The 16240-nt window shown below is 41.7% G+C and carries 14 protein-coding genes and 1 pseudogene; 12 read left to right on the top strand and 3 right to left on the bottom strand.

The window, feature by feature from the left end; all coding sequences use genetic code 11:
• Nucleotides 1–45 precede the first annotated feature (45 nt).
• The 9 genes from gyrA (at nucleotide 46) to pyrF (ending at nucleotide 10538) form a co-directional block, all read left to right on the top strand.
• Entirely contained in the window at nucleotides 46–2718 is a 2673-nt protein-coding gene (gyrA, locus tag PNC201_RS09115) for a DNA gyrase subunit A (RefSeq protein WP_102056858.1), read from the top strand.
• Between the two features lie 211 nt (nucleotides 2719–2929).
• Nucleotides 2930–4012: a 3-phosphoserine/phosphohydroxythreonine transaminase gene (serC, locus tag PNC201_RS09110; protein ID WP_102056857.1), complete on the top strand. Its 1083-nt coding sequence runs from the start codon at nucleotides 2930–2932 to the stop codon at nucleotides 4010–4012.
• A complete protein-coding gene (gene aroA / locus PNC201_RS09105) occupies nucleotides 4012–5292 on the top strand; it encodes a 3-phosphoshikimate 1-carboxyvinyltransferase (RefSeq protein ID WP_102056856.1) in 1281 nt (426 codons plus the stop codon). The genes serC and aroA overlap by 1 nt, the downstream gene beginning before the upstream one ends.
• 254 nt (nucleotides 5293–5546) lie before the next feature.
• The gene (gene cmk / locus PNC201_RS09100) at nucleotides 5547–6263 is read left to right on the top strand and encodes a (d)CMP kinase (protein ID WP_010604842.1); all 717 of its coding nucleotides are present in this window, start codon (nucleotides 5547–5549) and stop codon (nucleotides 6261–6263) included.
• A gap of 96 nt (nucleotides 6264–6359) precedes the next feature.
• Nucleotides 6360–8027: a 30S ribosomal protein S1 gene (gene rpsA, locus PNC201_RS09095; RefSeq protein ID WP_010604841.1), complete on the top strand. Its 1668-nt coding sequence runs from the start codon at nucleotides 6360–6362 to the stop codon at nucleotides 8025–8027.
• Between the two features lie 61 nt (nucleotides 8028–8088).
• Complete coding sequence (gene ihfB, locus PNC201_RS09090) at nucleotides 8089–8379, top strand: integration host factor subunit beta (RefSeq protein ID WP_010377033.1); 291 nt, start codon at nucleotides 8089–8091, stop codon at nucleotides 8377–8379.
• Between the two features lie 17 nt (nucleotides 8380–8396).
• Nucleotides 8397–8660: a lipopolysaccharide assembly protein LapA domain-containing protein gene (locus tag PNC201_RS09085; protein ID WP_010377035.1), complete on the top strand. Its 264-nt coding sequence runs from the start codon at nucleotides 8397–8399 to the stop codon at nucleotides 8658–8660.
• A gap of 2 nt (nucleotides 8661–8662) precedes the next feature.
• Nucleotides 8663–9799: a lipopolysaccharide assembly protein LapB gene (locus PNC201_RS09080; protein ID WP_010604840.1), complete on the top strand. Its 1137-nt coding sequence runs from the start codon at nucleotides 8663–8665 to the stop codon at nucleotides 9797–9799.
• A gap of 28 nt (nucleotides 9800–9827) precedes the next feature.
• Entirely contained in the window at nucleotides 9828–10538 is a 711-nt protein-coding gene (gene pyrF, locus PNC201_RS09075) for an orotidine-5'-phosphate decarboxylase (protein ID WP_010604839.1), read from the top strand.
• 74 nt (nucleotides 10539–10612) lie between these two features.
• Here pyrF and PNC201_RS09070 read toward each other — a convergent pair whose 3' ends face one another.
• The 3 genes and pseudogenes from PNC201_RS09070 to PNC201_RS09060 all read right to left on the bottom strand — a co-directional run bounded on the left by PNC201_RS09070 (nucleotide 10613) and on the right by PNC201_RS09060 (nucleotide 12554).
• Nucleotides 10613–10933: a hypothetical protein gene (locus tag PNC201_RS09070; RefSeq protein ID WP_010604838.1), complete on the bottom strand. Its 321-nt coding sequence runs from the start codon at nucleotides 10931–10933 to the stop codon at nucleotides 10613–10615.
• A gap of 42 nt (nucleotides 10934–10975) precedes the next feature.
• Nucleotides 10976–11263, bottom strand: a complete 288-nt coding sequence (locus PNC201_RS09065; RefSeq protein WP_010604837.1) for a hypothetical protein — start codon at nucleotides 11261–11263, stop codon at nucleotides 10976–10978.
• 264 nt (nucleotides 11264–11527) lie between these two features.
• Nucleotides 11528–12554, bottom strand: a pseudogene (locus PNC201_RS09060) (IS3 family transposase).
• A gap of 1199 nt (nucleotides 12555–13753) precedes the next feature.
• Here PNC201_RS09060 and tssJ point away from each other — a divergent pair.
• From tssJ to icmH, 3 genes are read left to right on the top strand one after another with little or no spacing between them, the layout of a single operon-like run.
• A complete protein-coding gene (gene tssJ, locus PNC201_RS09050) occupies nucleotides 13754–14161 on the top strand; it encodes a type VI secretion system lipoprotein TssJ (protein WP_232003163.1) in 408 nt (135 codons plus the stop codon).
• Nucleotides 14161–15501, top strand: a complete 1341-nt coding sequence (gene tssK / locus PNC201_RS09045) for a type VI secretion system baseplate subunit TssK (RefSeq protein ID WP_102056855.1) — start codon at nucleotides 14161–14163, stop codon at nucleotides 15499–15501. The genes tssJ and tssK overlap by 1 nt, the downstream gene beginning before the upstream one ends.
• A gap of 16 nt (nucleotides 15502–15517) precedes the next feature.
• Nucleotides 15518–16240, top strand: coding sequence for a type IVB secretion system protein IcmH/DotU (gene icmH, locus PNC201_RS09040; RefSeq protein WP_010604831.1), 723 nt, complete (start codon nucleotides 15518–15520; stop codon nucleotides 16238–16240).

The following is a 16240-nucleotide window of genomic DNA, read 5'->3' as shown; positions in this document are numbered from 1 at the left end:
TAGTGTGACACAAAAGGGGTGGACACTGAAGGAAAGTGGAGTCAAATGTCTGATCTCGCCAATGAAATCCTGCCAGTCAATATCGAAGATGAATTAAAAAATTCATACCTAGATTATGCAATGAGTGTAATCGTAGGTCGTGCATTACCTGACGTACGTGACGGCCTAAAGCCTGTTCACCGTCGTGTATTGTTCGCGATGAATGAACTTAAAAATGACTGGAACAAACCTTATAAAAAGTCAGCTCGTGTAGTTGGTGACGTAATCGGTAAATATCACCCGCATGGTGATAGCGCGGTTTACGATACTATTGTACGTATGGCTCAGCCTTTCTCTCTACGCTATATGCTCGTAGATGGACAAGGTAACTTTGGTTCTGTCGATGGTGACTCTGCAGCTGCGATGCGTTATACCGAAGTACGTATGGCGAAAGTCGCTCACGAGTTACTTGCTGACCTTGAAAAAGAAACCGTTGATTATGTACCAAACTACGATGGTACAGAGCAAATTCCAGATGTGTTACCAACTAAAGTGCCTAACTTATTGGTGAATGGTTCATCTGGTATTGCGGTTGGTATGGCGACCAATATTCCACCTCACAACTTAACTGAGGTGATCAATGGCTGTTTGGCTGTGATCCAGAATCCAGACATCACCATTGAAGAGTTAATCGACTATATTCCGGGTCCTGATTTCCCGACTGCCGCCATCATTAGCGGTAAAAACGGCATCGAACAAGCCTATAAAACAGGCCGTGGTAAGATCTATATCCGCGCGAAAGCTGAAATCGAAGTCGATGAGAAAACAAACAAAGAAACCATCATCGTTCATGAAATTCCTTACCAAGTTAACAAAGCAAGACTAATCGAAAAAATTGCAGAGCTTGTTAAAGATAAAAAGGTTGAAGGGATCAGTGCACTACGCGACGAGTCGGACAAAGACGGTATGCGTATTGTTATTGAAATCAAACGTGGTGAAGTCGGTGAGGTTGTACTAAACAACCTATATGCTCAAACACAACTACAAACTGTGTTTGGCATCAATATGGTTGCACTAGACAACAACCAGCCTAAGTGTTTCAACCTGAAAGAAATGCTTGATGCGTTTATTATTCACCGTCGTGAAGTTGTAACGCGTCGTACTGTATTTGACCTGCGTAAGGCAAGAGACCGAGCGCACACGCTTGAAGGCCTCGCAATTGCGCTAGCTAACATTGACCCAATCATTGAGCTTATTCGTAAGTCACCAACACCAGCGGAAGCGAAAGCGGCGCTAACTGCGCGAGCTTGGGATCTTGGTAACGTTAAATCAATGCTTGAGCGCACAGGCGAAGAAAATGTTGCGCGTCCAGATTGGTTAGCGGAAGAATTAGGGATCCGTGATGGTCAGTATTACTTGTCTGAGCAACAAGCCCAAGCAATCCTAGACTTAAGACTACACAAATTAACGGGTCTTGAGCACGAGAAAATTCTAGCAGAATACAAAGAACTACTCGATCTTATCGCTGAGCTACTGTACATCCTTTCTACTCCAGAGCGTTTGATGGAAGTGATCCGCGATGAGTTAGTTGAAATCAAAGAAACGTATGGTGATGAGCGTCGCACAGAGATCACTGCTGCTGCGCACGATATCAGTTTAGAAGATTTGATCAACGAAGAAGACGTTGTCGTTACGCTTTCTCATGAAGGCTACGTGAAATATCAACCTCTTAGTGATTACGAAGCTCAGCGTCGTGGTGGTAAAGGGCGATCTGCAACTAAGATGAAAGATGAAGACTTTATCGAACGTCTACTCGTTGCAAATACTCACGATACAATTCTTTGTTTCTCCACTTCTGGCCGCTTGTATTGGTTGAAAGTTTACCAGCTGCCGCTTGCATCACGTGCTGCGCGCGGAAAGCCAATTGTTAACTTGTTACCACTCGAAGCTGATGAGCGTATTACGACAATTTTACCGGTTCGTGAATACGAAGAAGATAAGTTTATCGTCATGGCGACGGCAAGTGGTATCGTTAAGAAAACACCTCTGACTGCATACAGCCGTCAGCGTGCAAGTGGCATTATTGCTATCAACTTGAACGAAGGCGATAGCCTGATCGGTGCTAACATCACCACAGGTGAAAATGACATCATGCTATTTACTGAGCATGGTAAAGTTGTACGCTTTAACGAGAAGCAGCGAGATTCTGAAACAGGTGAAGTGAAGCGCGACCCTGAAACTGGCGAAGAAATGTTGGCTTTACGTCCGATGGGCCGTACAGCAACAGGTGTTCGTGGTATCAAGATGCCAGATGACGTGAAAGTGGTATCACTAATCGTACCACAAGGCGATGGTGCAATCTTGACCGTAACTGAAAATGGTTATGGTAAGCGTACACCGCTTGAAGAGTATCCAGCGAAGAGCCGTGCAACACAAGGTGTTGTATCAATCAAAGTAACTGAAAGAAATGGTTCTGTGGTTGGCGCGGTTCAAGTTGACGACAATGATGAAATCATGTTGATCTCAAACCGTGGTACGCTAGTTAGAACGCGTGTAAACGAAGTTTCTACGGTAGGCCGTAACACCCAAGGTGTTATTCTGATCCGTACGATGGAAGAAGAAAAGGTAGTTGGTCTTCAACGCATCGAAGAAATTGAAGTGGAAGCGTTGCCTGAAGGTGATGTTGCAGAGCTAGAAGGTGAAGCAACACTTGCAGCGGGATCTGACGCAGAGGAATAAAAAACCCTATCCAAAAAAAAGCGACTTCGGTCGCTTTTTTTCTTTCTGTCAATTTTTTCAATCTGTTCCTCTATGACAAGAGCCTGAAGCCTGATAAATTAAGGCTACCAACAATCCGACGTTTTAGTCGGGCAGCCCACTGTTCATCCAAAAAGTCATGAGAATAACGCTATTCTTTGGATGATCTAGATTATTTGGAATGAGGAAAAATATGACGGTTTATAATTTTTGCGCGGGTCCTGCGATGTTACCTGTTGAAGTTATGAAAAAAGCGCAAAAAGAATTTTTAGATTGGCAAAATTTAGGCGTGTCGGTGATGGAAGTTAGCCATCGTTCAGCGCCTTACTTGGAGATGGCGAAGCAGTGTGAAGCCAGCTTACGTCGTTTGATGAACATCTCTGATGAATTTGAAGTCCTGTTTATGCATGGTGGTGGCCGAGGTCACTTTGCAGCTGTACCGCTAAATCTGCATGTTGATGGTGTACCTGGCGTATATATCGAGAACGGGATCTGGTCTACCGGTGCGACGAAAGAAGGTGAAAAATTCACGCAAACGCATGCGATTAATATTCGTACTGACGAAAATGGTCAATTCGATATTTTACCTGTCTCTGAGTGGAAGCTACCAGAAAACGCTTCATATATTCACTATTGTCCAAACGAAACCATCGATGGTATTGAAATATTTGACGTTCCAAAGCATGCAACCGCACCAATTGTAGCGGACATGTCTTCCAATATTTTATCTCGTGAAATTAACGTCGATGACTTTGATTTGATCTATGCTGGTGCGCAAAAAAATATCGGTCCTTCGGGTCTCAGTATCGCCATTGTACGTAAGACGTTATTGAAGCGTGAAGGGCTGCCAAGACCTGCTATCCTTGATTACGCCATTGAGGCTGATCAGCAAAGCATGTACAACACACCACCGACATTTGCATGGTATCTTGCGTTTGAGGTATTCAAGTATCTTGAAAGCATTGGTGGTGTTAAAGCTATGGAAGCGCACAATCAAGAAAAAGCAGCCATTTTATACGATTACATCGATGGCTCTGACTTCTATTCAAACAAAGTTGCAAAACATTGTCGCTCATTGATGAACGTACCATTTTGGTTAAATGATGACAGCCTAAATGCTAAATTCTTGGCAGAGGCAGAACAAAACGGTTTAATTGCACTTGAAGGCCACCGTTTTGTTGGCGGTATGCGAGCTAGTATATACAACGCCATGCCAATTGAAGGGATCAAAGCGTTAGTTGCATTTATGGATAAATTCGCACGGGAGAACTGTTGATGGAACAATTGACCCTCAAGCCTATTACTAAAGTCAGTGGCAGTGTGACGCTACCTGGCTCTAAAAGCTTATCAAATCGTATTTTGTTGCTTGCAGCATTGTGCGAAGGCACGACAAAAGTGACGAACTTATTGGATAGCGATGACATCCGCCATATGTTAGGTGCGCTATCCCAGTTAGGCGTTGAAGTAACGTTAGAAGACGATAATACGGTGGCACTGGTCAAAGGAAATGGTGGCAACTTTCACACCCCCGTTGAGCCGCTATTTTTAGGCAATGCTGGTACAGCATATCGCCCATTAACAGCAGTGCTTGCAGCTATACCCGGTGATTATGAACTGATTGGTGAGCCACGAATGGAAGAGCGCCCAATTGGCCATCTTGTCGATGCCATGCAAACGCTTGGTGCCGATATTCAATATCTCAAAAACAAAGACTACCCGCCGTTAAAAGTTGCAGGTAAGCAACTTGCTGGTGGTGAAGTTGAGATTGACGGCAGTATCTCAAGCCAATTCTTAACTGCATTATTGATGGCGGCACCGCTTTTTAGTGGCGATACGAATATTGCGATTAAAGGTGAACTGGTTTCAAAGCCTTATATTGATATTACTATTGGCGTGATGGCGCACTTTGGGGTTCATGTCGAAAACCACGATTACCAACATTTTGTGGTAAAAGCTGGCCAGCAGTATCAATCTCCTGGAACACTTATGGTCGAAGGGGATGCTTCGTCAGCTTCTTATTTCATTGCTGCAGCCGCAATTGCAGGTGGTGAAATTGAGATCAAGGGAGTGGGTAAACAAAGTGTGCAAGGTGATATCGGCTTTGCCAAAGTGATGGAACAAGTCGGTGCAAACATTGATTGGCATGATGAGCGTATCGTTGTCCGAAAAGGTGAGTTAAATGGTGTGGATATTGACGCCAATGCTATCCCTGATGCGGCGATGACGCTTGCAACCGTAGCGCTATTTGCAAAAGGTAAAACGGCAATTCGTAATATCTACAATTGGCGTGTGAAAGAAACCGACAGGCTAGCTGCCATGGCGACTGAGCTAAAAAAAGTAGGCGCAGAAGTGGTAGAAGGGCACGACTTTATCGAAGTTACGCCACCGGCTAATTTTAATTTCACGGATGTAGACACATATAATGACCATCGTATTGCGATGTGTTTCTCGATGGTTGCTGTGGGTGGTCAAGCTATCACGATTAACGACCCTAAATGTACGGCAAAAACTTTCCCAACCTATTTTTCAGTGTTAGAAAGCATTAGTCAGTATTAATTTCATCCAAGGTGTTGAAGATCTTCAACACCTTAAAATCTTCTATAAAATAGTCAATCTTAACAAAGTCAAATACACGGGTGTTTGACTGAATTTCTTTCAATTAAAGCCAGTTCGCACCTGACGTATAGCATTTTGCGTTGCACTAATAATTTGAGATATAACAAAAAATGACAGGTAAATAAGGATATATTCAGCAAATTGACGTATACTATGCGCCGTCAAATTCAGGTGAGCATTTTTAGGAGGTCTAAATGCAGGCAGCTATGCCAGTTATCACCGTAGACGGCCCAAGTGGTTCAGGCAAAGGAACTGTTTGTCGCTTGTTAGCTGAAACATTAAATTGGGAAGTGTTGGATAGCGGTGCGATTTATCGCGTGCTTTCGTTAGCGGCATTACACCACCAAATTGCAACTGATAACGAAGAGGGTTTAGTCCCACTCGCTGCCAATTTGGATGTACAGTTTTCTATCGATAAAGAAACTAAAAAAAGCAAAATTGTACTTGAAGGTGAAGATGTTACTAACACTATTCGCAATGAAGAAGTAGGCGCAGCTGCGTCAAAAATTGCGGCATTGCCACGAGTGAGAGAAGCATTGTTACGACGTCAGCGCGCTTTTAGAACTGAAGTTGGCCTAATTGCTGATGGACGTGATATGGGAACGGTGGTGTTTCCAGATGCTGAACTTAAAATTTATTTGACTGCAAGTGCAGAAGAGCGTGCTCGCAGGCGATTTGTTGAGTTGAATGAGAAAGGCCATGATGTTACACTAAGTGGTCTGTTAGAAGACATTAAAGCTCGCGATGATCGCGATATGAATCGCAAGGTTGCCCCATTAGTTCCTGCTAGCGATGCGATAGTTGTTGATACAACTGAGCATAATGCTGAGCAAGTGTTCAAACGGGTTATGTCTTTTATTCAAGACGCCATTGTGGCCGGTAAACTTCCAAAAAGCTGTTTACCTAAGTAATTTATAATGACACAGGCAGGAAGCTAGTGTTTATTTAATAACCCCATGCAGCATGGTTGCTAATTGGTAATTTAACTTTATAGAGACGTATTTAGTATGTCAGAAAATTTTGCGCAGTTATTTGAAGAAAGCCTACAGGGTTTTGAAGTTGAGCAAGGCTCAATCGTTAAAGGTACAGTAATCGCTATTGAGAACAATGTTGTTCTTGTTGATGCTGGCCTTAAGTCTGAAAGTGCAATCCCTGCAGAGCAATTCAAAAATGCTGCTGGTGAACTAGAAGTTGCAGTAGGCGACGAAGTAGACGTTGCACTAGATGCAATCGAAGACGGTTTCGGTGAGACTATCCTTTCTCGTGAAAAAGCTAAGCGTCACGAAGCTTGGATCCGTCTTGAGAAAGCTTGTGAAGAGCAAGAGACTGTTACTGGTGTTATCAACGGTAAAGTTAAAGGCGGTTTCACAGTTGAAGTTGATTCAATCCGTGCATTCCTACCTGGTTCACTTGTTGATGTACGTCCAGTTCGCGACACAGCTCACCTTGAAGGTAAAGAGTTAGAGTTCAAAGTAATCAAGCTAGACCAGAAGCGCAACAACGTTGTTGTTTCACGTCGTGCTGTTATCGAGTCTGAGAACTCACAAGAGCGTGAAGAGCTGCTTCAAAACCTTGTTGAAGGCCAAGAAGTTAAGGGTATCGTTAAGAACCTTACTGACTACGGTGCATTCGTAGACTTAGGTGGTGTTGACGGTCTTCTACACATCACTGACATGGCTTGGAAGCGTGTTAAGCACCCTTCAGAGATCGTGAACGTAGGTGACGAAATCAACGTTAAAGTACTTAAGTTCGACAAAGAGAAGACTCGTGTTTCTCTAGGTCTTAAGCAACTTGGCGAAGATCCATGGGCTGCTATCGCTGGTCGTTACCCAGAAGGTGCTAAGCTTACTGGTCGTGTAACTAACCTAACTGACTACGGCTGTTTCGTTGAAATCGAAGAAGGCGTTGAAGGTCTAGTACACGTTTCAGAAATGGATTGGACTAACAAGAACATCCACCCTTCAAAAGTAGTTTCACTAGGTGATACTGTTGAAGTTATGGTTCTTGAAATCGACGAAGAGCGTCGTCGTATTTCTCTAGGTCTTAAGCAGTGTAAAGCTAACCCTTGGCAAGAATTTGCTCGTCTTAACAACAAAGGCGACCAAGTTTCTGGTAAGATCAAGTCTATCACTGACTTCGGTATCTTTATCGGTCTTGACGGCGGTATCGACGGTCTTGTACACCTATCTGACATCTCTTGGAACACTCCAGGTGAAGAAGCTGTACGTGAGTACAAGAAAGGTGACGAAATCACAGCTATCGTTCTACAAGTTGACCCAGAGCGTGAGCGTATCTCTCTAGGCGTTAAGCAAATCGACGCTGATCCATTCACTAACTACCTAGACGCCAACAAAAAAGGTGCTATTGTTAAAGGTAAAGTGACTGAAGTTGATGCTAAAGGCGCAACTGTTGAGCTAATCGAAGGCGTTGAAGGTTACATCCGTGTAGCTGACATCGCGCAAGAGCGTGTTGAAGACGCGACTGCTGCTGTTTCTGAAGGCGACGAAATCGAAGCTAAATTTGTAGGTGTTGATCGTAAGAACCGTACTATCAGCCTATCAGTTAAAGCTATCTACGAAGCTGAAGAAAAAGAAGTACTAGAGAAGCTTAAGAAAGATGAGCCTGCGTTCGAAAACGCAATGGCTGCAGCTTTCAAAAATGCTCAAAAAGACTAATTAATCAGTCTTTAAACTAGGAAGGGCGCTCAGCCCTTCCTTTTACACTAAAGGAAACATTATGACAAAGTCTGAATTGATAGAACAACTTGCACTGCAGCACGCTCACGTTCCTGTTAAAGATGTAGAGAATGCGGTAAAAGAAATCCTTGAACAAATGGCTGGCTCATTATCAGACTCGGAACGTATCGAAATCCGTGGCTTTGGTAGTTTCTCGCTTCACTTCCGTTCCCCTCGCACTGGTCGTAATCCTAAAACGGGCGAGACAGTAGAATTGGATGGTAAATACGTACCACACTTTAAGCCAGGCAAAGAGCTGCGCGATAGAGTAAACGAAAGCTTAAATAATTAAGTCTAACGGAGCTAAACTTGGTTGCAGTATTGAAAAAGGGATTAGCTGTTGTTGCCATACTGATTGCATTTTTAGTTGGAACACAAAATCCACAAGTTGTTAATGTCAATTTTGTAATTGCAAGTGCAGAGTTACCACTCGCAACCTTAATGAGTATTTGCTTAGCTCTTGGGATAATTATTGGTTTACTTGTAACAGCGTCGGTTTTATCTAAGCTTAAATGGCAAAATCATCGCCTAAAAAAAAGTAATAGTAAGCTTAGTCAAGCAGCCGAACGCTAGTTATGATCGAGCTACTGTTTTTATTACTACCTGTAGCTGCCGCTTACGGTTATGTTATGGGTAAAAATAGTGCTAAGAATCAAGCCCTAGAGCAAAGTAGACAAATTACCTCTGAATACAGTAAAGGCCTAAAATTCCTACTAGATAGGGAAGAAGATCAGGGTCTTGAACACCTCACCAAATTACTTGAAGTCTCAGCAGACTCCGTCGACCATTATTTAACACTCGCATCGCTCTTTAGAAAGCGGGGAGAGTTAGATAGAGCGATAAAAATTCATGAGCTACTACTTAAACAACCTAATCTAGACGAAGAAGTGGTGAAGTCCTGTCGTCTAGAGCTTGCTCAAGATTACGTCTTAGCCGGTCTATTGGATAGCGCTGAAGAACACTTAGTCATTCTTGTAAAGCTTGGGTTTAAGGATGCACTCGATCCAATTTTAAACCTATACTCTCAAACTAGAGATTGGCGAAAAGGCGTTCATATGTATGAAGCGCATCCTGAGCTTTTTAAAAAGTCGTCTCATTGCGCGACTATTGCAAACTTCTATTGTGAAGCTGCAAATCAAGAAAAGAATCCAAGCTTATTCGAAAAAGCGACAGCGCTCGCGCATGAAACAGTCAGACCCTTGTATGAAATGGGCAAAGATGCATACAAACACGATGATTACGTGAAGTGTATATATTATTGGCGAAAGCTCGTGAGCCAATTTGTATTTATGGCGCCACTAGTAATAGAAGACCTCGAATCTTGTTATGTTAAATTAAATATTCATGAGCAATTCTTTGAGTTAGTCTCCGAGCTATTAGAAAAAGGAGGAGTGCTGATCAGAATTAAGTTCTGCCAAGGATTAGTCCAAAAAGGTCATATTTCTGAGGCGATAGAGTTTCTAACTGATAGTTTAAAGCGTGAACCATCAATTAGGGGCTTTAGTTATTTGCTGCAACTCATTAGTGGCAAAGATGCTAAAATAGATCACGTACTACAAGAAATAGATAAGTTGGTAAAGTCTTATATTGCAACTAAGCCGAATTATCAATGTGGTCATTGTGGGTTTACAAGTCATACAATGTACTGGTTATGTCCCTCCTGCAAACATTGGGAGTCACTTGCTCCGAGCCGTGGGTTAGACGGTTTTTAGGTTTTTAATTTGGCCAAATAGGGTAACTATGTCGACACAAGATTTAAAAAAGGTTTTGATTGCGCTTGATTATGATAATGAAGAAGCTGCATTATCATTTGTTTCTCAGCTTTCACCTGACGAATGCCGATTGAAAGTAGGTAAAGAGATGTTTACCTATTTTGGCCCTCAGTTTGTAAAAAAACTGGTAGATATGAATTTTGATGTATTTTTAGATCTAAAATTTCACGATATTCCAAACACAGTTGCAAAAGCGGTAACTGCTGCGGCTGAACTTGGCGTGTGGATGGTAAATGTTCACGCCAGCGGCGGCCATGAAATGATGTCAAAAGCAAAAGAAGCGTTGGCAGCTTACGGTGATAAAGCGCCGCTACTTATTGCTGTGACCGTATTAACTAGTATGGATCAAGGTCAGCTACTAAAGCTTGGAATTGAAAAGACACCTCAAGAGCAAGTGCTATATCTTGCAAAATTAGCGAAAGAATCAGGTCTAGATGGCGTGGTTTGTTCTGCGCAAGAAGCCGAACTTTTAAAAGCTCAACTCGGTGAGGAATTTAAGCTTGTGACACCAGGTATCCGACCAGCAGGTGCTGATGCTGGCGATCAAAAACGTATTATGACCCCTGAAAAAGCAGTGAAAGCGGGTAGTGATTATCTAGTGATAGGGCGTCCGATCACTAAAGCTGACAATCCAGCAGGAGCTCTGGAAGCAATTAACCAAAGTATTGCTTCGCTTTAAACATGAGAGGCCAACATTATTGTTGGCCTCTTTCAATTTACGAGACCAGTTTAATCGAAGCGTTAGATTTTAACTTAATCTTCATTTTCCGTAGTTTCAAAGTTCAAACTAAATTGACCACTGCGCTGTACTGAGAAAATAGCCTTTTGCCAGTTCTCTTCTTGATTTGCTGTCGCATTTTCGAACAAGCTTAGAAAAAGGACGGAAATTTCATCACTTACAGGTATGACATGTGCTTGTTTGGGAGTGCTGGTGTCATAGTAGAAGGCGGAACACCTCGGCATATTGTCGTCATGATAGTCCAATACGAGTCGCGCTTCGCTCCACGGCTCTTTAATTTGTTGATACAGATATTGACCCAATTGTTGTGGGACTTGTCGGTTTTCTTCACGCATTCCAACTCCTTGTTATGTTCAGCGATAAATGTTGATCTGATTTTACTGGCGACTTTTGGCTTTAGTATGTGCTATGAATTTGTAGATCCCAAAACCGAATAGTATAAATATGATCGCCTGATCCGCGGCTTTACTTATCATAACCGCATTTGAGAATAGGTTTGATAGTATAGACATACAGATAAAAAACGAAAGTACTGATGTTAGTAACACGATGGCTTTTATCCAAGGTTGAACTAGCTTATGTCCCTGTTTGCTAATCGATACAGCAACGATAAAACTGATCAAAGAAACTAAAAAGCCAATAAAATATTGTTCCATCGTGATCATTGTATTTTCTTATTAATTGATGTGTAAATTATTTTATTTATTTTCTGTCGCTTTCAAGAAGCGCTGAATGTTTCCGTAAGAACAGATTCTTAATCTCTTAATTTTGCTTGCGATAAGTTCAGTAAGATCTTTCGCCACATATATGAAAACGGCTGTGGTACCTAGCTCTTCCTCTGTATTTGGTCTGTCTCTGCAACGTTAAACTCATAACTAAAAAAGTGATCTGATCCAGTAAAACAGGACACTTCATTAAGCTACTTTCAGTTATTCAAATCTTTCAGGGCTTAGATAGCCAATAATACTATGCCTTCTCTTTTTGTTGTAATCAATTTCTAGGTACTCAAGTATTTGCTGAAACATCGCTTAACGATCCATAATTGGTTCGTATTGAACCGCCTCAACTTTCAGTGAATGGAACAGGCTCTCAACACAAGCGTTGACGCTCCCAGCAGTTACCTTTGCGGCTCATGCTCTGAGTTAATCCGTACTGCTCAATCATATTCCGATTAGCATGAGAGCAATACTGGCTGCCACGGTCACTGTGAACAATAACTCCTTGGGCTTGTCGCGTCGCCAAAGCGCCATTTTTAGAGCATCACACCAAGATTGATGTGATGCGCTTACTCATCGACCAACTAACTACTGACCGTGAATATAAATTGGTGATGAAAGCTAAATTAAATAGAGCCAACCTTCGCTCGTTATTAAATAGGTGATGTCGCCTGCCCATTTTTGATTTGGCCCATCAGCGATAAAGTCTTGCTCAAGCAAATTCGGTGCAACAGGCCATGAATGTTTACTGTACTTTGTAACTTTAAACTTGCGGGCCGCTTAGGCTACAAGCCCTTAGCGCTCCATGCTGCACATAATGGTTTTAATATCATACTTCTCACCTTGCTCTTCAAGCTCAGCAGGAATGCGTCGAGCACCGTCCCGCTCAACTCATCTTTAATTTTTGTATCGCGGGCTTGCTTGCGCTTACTCAGCTGCTGGCACGATTTTAGCCATAAATAATACCCACTTGGCGACACGGACAATATATAGGCCATCCTGTGTATTGAGAATGACCCGCAGTTGTCTTTCATAAACTCAAATCGAGTTACTTTTGGTTTTTTGCGAAATAGGTGGCCGCCTTTTTTAAGATTTCTAATTCCTTAGCTTGCTCAGCCAACTGGCGTCTTAACTTGGCACTCTCTGCGCTCGCGACATTACGCCAAGCATAGAGCCGAGATTCATAAACAGTGAGGTCTCGTGCAGCCTGCGCAATTCCAATTTTGGTCGCCAGCTTCAAGGCTTCTTATTTAAATTCGGCTGAATAAGTTTTTCTGGTTTTCTTTGGGGGCGTTATTTTTCACCTCTACGAGTTAGTTTACTCACTTAATGAGGTGTCCAAAAGTTTTGGATCAGATCAGTGAGTCGTTTTCTAGTGCTGTACACACTGTGATAGCGTGGGTAGATCTTTAGTGACTCGCCACTTTATACGGTTTTGTAAATAGCCGGCTATTAAAATAAGAGGGTTGTTCAAAGATTGTACATTGATTTTTACAAAAGCTTGGCTTTTTTCTGTTTGTTTAAGTGGTTCTATCCTTGGCTTTAAGGTTAATTTATAAGAATAGGTACGCTCTGAAGTCATCCTTGCACGAATTTAAAAAAGAGGTATCCGTGGAAAAAGTGATTATTTGATCTGGCTTGATTGTTTCAAAAGTTACATCATTCCCAGTCGAAAGTTTGTCATGAATATAGGAATCTGGTTCTAAAGTACTATGGAAAACAAAACTTTCATTTATACAAGTGGTTAGTTCAGAACTAATGACCTTAGTACTTTGGATTGTGTCGTGAATGACCACCTTTGTGTGCATGATATTTAGCCTTGGTTGATTTGAAAACTCTCACAACAATCCATAAAGCTTGGTTAATGTGGTGTAAATGTGGTTTTTATGTGTAATTATCTGTTATTAAGTTAATTTAATATAATAATGGAGGTTATTACATGGTTTTAGTGGAGTGCAAGTGTGTTTTTTGGTGGTTGATAATATTAGTTTGATATTAAGGTTGATCTGTAAAAAGCGTTTGTGTATCTTATGCGCCGTTCGAGAATGTACATCAAAAGTCCAGATGTTTAGTGTGGTTTTTGTTTTCAGGGAAGTGTCTATCTCAACAAGTTGTAAGAAAGCTTAATGCAAACTGAATTGCTCATTAAGTCTCGTGACTTCCTACCTGAATGCCGAATAAAAACAAAAATCACCACAAAAACAACTGGTTAAATATTTTTTAAGAAGATTTCTGAATGTTAACTTAGTATTCAGTTACAAACTGCATACTTGTGCTCTGTAATTTCTTGTTAAATAGTTAAATCAAATGTATTTTCACTATTGTACGGGAAATTAAAAAGATTAATTGTTTCCAATAATCTAATTTGGATGTCTTATAATTGAGGCGGATATGGCTAGGAATGCTTTATTTATAATGGTTTTGTTTTTGACTGGTTGTATGTCTACTTACGTTAAGCTAGATGTAACTGCTACTGATAACATAAATTTAAACCAGTTTAACGAGCCACTACCTGTGGTATTAAAAGTATATCAACTTACTGATATTCAAGCGTTTAAAAATTCTACATTTGAACAGCTTTGGAAGTCCGATAAATCAATTCTGGCTAACACCTTAGTTACGGTGGAAGAACGCACCGTAAACCCCTCAGATCGTATAAAAATTGAGTTTGAACAAGCTGAATCTGCAAAGTACGTGGCTTTTGTTGCTCTATTTAGAGACAGAACAGGCGGTAACTGGCGCGCATTTTATGACTTAAATGATTGGCCGGTGCCCTTATCTACTTCTCTAGATATTGAAATTACAAGTAACTCGCTTCGCCTACCTGAAGTTGAGGAGGATAAGTAATGCAGCACAACAACGTATACAAACCAGTTTGGGCTGAAGGTTTAATGCTAAGTCAGCAGCATTTACAACTGTTCGATCAATATCTGCAATCGCAACTAGCTGGTGTACAGCAATGCCTTAGAGACAATACATATGGTTTAGGTCGCATTGTATTTGACGAATCAGCATTGGCCAAAGGTGTAGTCAAACTGCAAAGTATTACGGCAATCTTCAAAAGTGGTCGTCATATACATCATGTTTTTGCTGATAACGAAGCACCTATGTTTGAGCTTGAAGATAACAAAAGCGAATACATTATCAGTGTAGCGCTTGCGAACAATCATTCGGTAAGCAATATCCAAGGTTACCCCCAAACAGGGCAACTTAGTGCTTATGACTGTGATTTTGTTGAGCTTCAAGATGCACATGATCCAAACCGAAAAGCTGAAGTGATGGTTGCTAAGCCTAAACTTATGCTGGTTGAGTTCAGCGCAAGTAACAGTTTTATCGAGCAATTGCCTTGTATAAAAGTGACACGTGGTGAGCATGGGCAGTTTGAAATTGATTCAAGCTATATTCCACCACTGTTAAACATCAAAGCCCATGGCTATTTAGCCGAGCGTGTAAATAAACTAGTCAACATGGTTGAAGCTAAGTACACCGCGATGTTTACAAACCGCGCAGGTATGGGGATTGTGGAAGATTTTGGTCCAACAGAACTCAAACACTTTTTGCTATTACAAACATTTAGCTCTGTTTTTCCTGAGATTAAGCAGTTAAGTACTACAGCTAAAACTAGTCCTGATGCACTGTTTATGGCGCTAAATAAGCTGGTTTGCCAACTGATAAATTTCGAACCCGAAGCGACTAAGTTTGAGTTACCTGTTTATGACCATCAAGACTTAACGCGCAGCTTTGGTTTAATCGAATCTCATATTCACACTCTTATTGGTTCGATAAGCGCAGCACGCTCGTCTGATTTAGTACTCAGCGCAATCTCCCAGTCTATTTTTGAGGTTAAAGACATAGAAAGCAGTACCTTGACTCGAGGCGAGTTGTACATTGCGGCTTTCTATGAAAACGAATCTACGCAATGGATCGAGTTGTTCGCAGAACAGGTTAAGCTGGCTGCGCCAAGTCAGTTGGAAATCTTAATTGCTTCAGCACTTGGCGGTGTGAAGCTAACGCATTGCCAGCGCCCACCGAATAGAGTGTCAGTTAAAGGTGGGTATGAGTATTTTAAAGTGGAGCCACATGGCGCTGCTTGGGAACAAGTTGTACAGGAACTAGCGTTAAGAATCTTTGTACCATTTAGCCTTCAAGGCGTGAAACTTGAAGTGGTTTCAGTGGCGAGTAAATAGTTAGTAGGTAAAGGTCATGGAAGCGTCGAAAAATAAATCTGAACTAGTCGCCTGCATTTCACCGGTGCTTGAAGTGCTTACTTCAATTCGCCAGGGCGGGTCTGATCATCAAGGAGTTGACGGTCTACGCAGTAAAGTCATGGATGCTTTTGATGAATATGAAAAGAGCTGTTATGACGCACGGATCAGTGCGTCAGACATGCAAGAAGCCAAATTTGCACTAACTGCTTTGGTTGATGAGCAAATCATGACGGCACAGAAGCCGTATAGTATGGAATGGATGGCGCGACCTTTACAATTAGAATTATTTGGCAATATGCGTGGGGGAGAAGCTTTTTTTGAAAAGCTTGAAAATATCCGCCGTGCAGCGGCGCAGCAACGTACATTACTAGAAGTCTATTTTGTTTGTTTACAACTGGGTTTCGAAGGGATCTATAAGATAAAAGGGGTCGAGCAACTCAAAGCGTTGATGTTGGATGTTAGAGCGCAATTAGAAGAGCTTGCTGGACCTGCAAAATTACAGCTTTCTGATAATGCAAAACCACAAGAAAGTATGGTTACTAAGGTGGGAAGAAATCTACCGTACTGGGTTATTTTGTCAGTAACGCTCGCCTTACTTGCCAGTATGTATGTTGGTTCAACGTATTTCATTGAGAATCGCGCGAACCAGCAAGTCGTGCAAATTGATAAGCATATTGAAGTACTAACGCAGTTAGAGAAAACAGGGAAAGCGAGGTAA

It is taken from the genome of Pseudoalteromonas sp. NC201 (assembly GCF_002850255.1).
Classification (GTDB): Bacteria; Pseudomonadota; Gammaproteobacteria; order Enterobacterales; family Alteromonadaceae; genus Pseudoalteromonas.
This window is presented reverse-complemented; position numbering and strand designations above follow the sequence as displayed.

Excerpts from the sequence above, each read along its gene's own strand:
- ihfB (WP_010377033.1), top strand. The coding sequence starts at position 8,089 with ATGACAAAGTCTGAATTGATAGAACAACTTGCACTGCAGCACGCTCAC.
- pyrF (WP_010604839.1), top strand. The coding sequence starts at position 9,828 with ATGTCGACACAAGATTTAAAAAAGGTTTTGATTGCGCTTGATTATGAT.
- tssJ (WP_232003163.1), top strand. The coding sequence starts at position 13,754 with ATGTCTACTTACGTTAAGCTAGATGTAACTGCTACTGATAACATAAAT.
- icmH (WP_010604831.1), top strand. The coding sequence starts at position 15,518 with ATGGAAGCGTCGAAAAATAAATCTGAACTAGTCGCCTGCATTTCACCG.
- gyrA (WP_102056858.1), top strand. The coding sequence starts at position 46 with ATGTCTGATCTCGCCAATGAAATCCTGCCAGTCAATATCGAAGATGAA.
- serC (WP_102056857.1), top strand. The coding sequence starts at position 2,930 with ATGACGGTTTATAATTTTTGCGCGGGTCCTGCGATGTTACCTGTTGAA.
- tssK (WP_102056855.1), top strand. The coding sequence starts at position 14,161 with ATGCAGCACAACAACGTATACAAACCAGTTTGGGCTGAAGGTTTAATG.
- rpsA (WP_010604841.1), top strand. The coding sequence starts at position 6,360 with ATGTCAGAAAATTTTGCGCAGTTATTTGAAGAAAGCCTACAGGGTTTT.
- aroA (WP_102056856.1), top strand. The coding sequence starts at position 4,012 with ATGGAACAATTGACCCTCAAGCCTATTACTAAAGTCAGTGGCAGTGTG.
- PNC201_RS09080 (WP_010604840.1), top strand. The coding sequence starts at position 8,663 with ATGATCGAGCTACTGTTTTTATTACTACCTGTAGCTGCCGCTTACGGT.
- PNC201_RS09065 (WP_010604837.1), bottom strand. The coding sequence starts at position 11,263 with ATGATCACGATGGAACAATATTTTATTGGCTTTTTAGTTTCTTTGATC.
- PNC201_RS09070 (WP_010604838.1), bottom strand. The coding sequence starts at position 10,933 with ATGCGTGAAGAAAACCGACAAGTCCCACAACAATTGGGTCAATATCTG.
- cmk (WP_010604842.1), top strand. The coding sequence starts at position 5,547 with ATGCAGGCAGCTATGCCAGTTATCACCGTAGACGGCCCAAGTGGTTCA.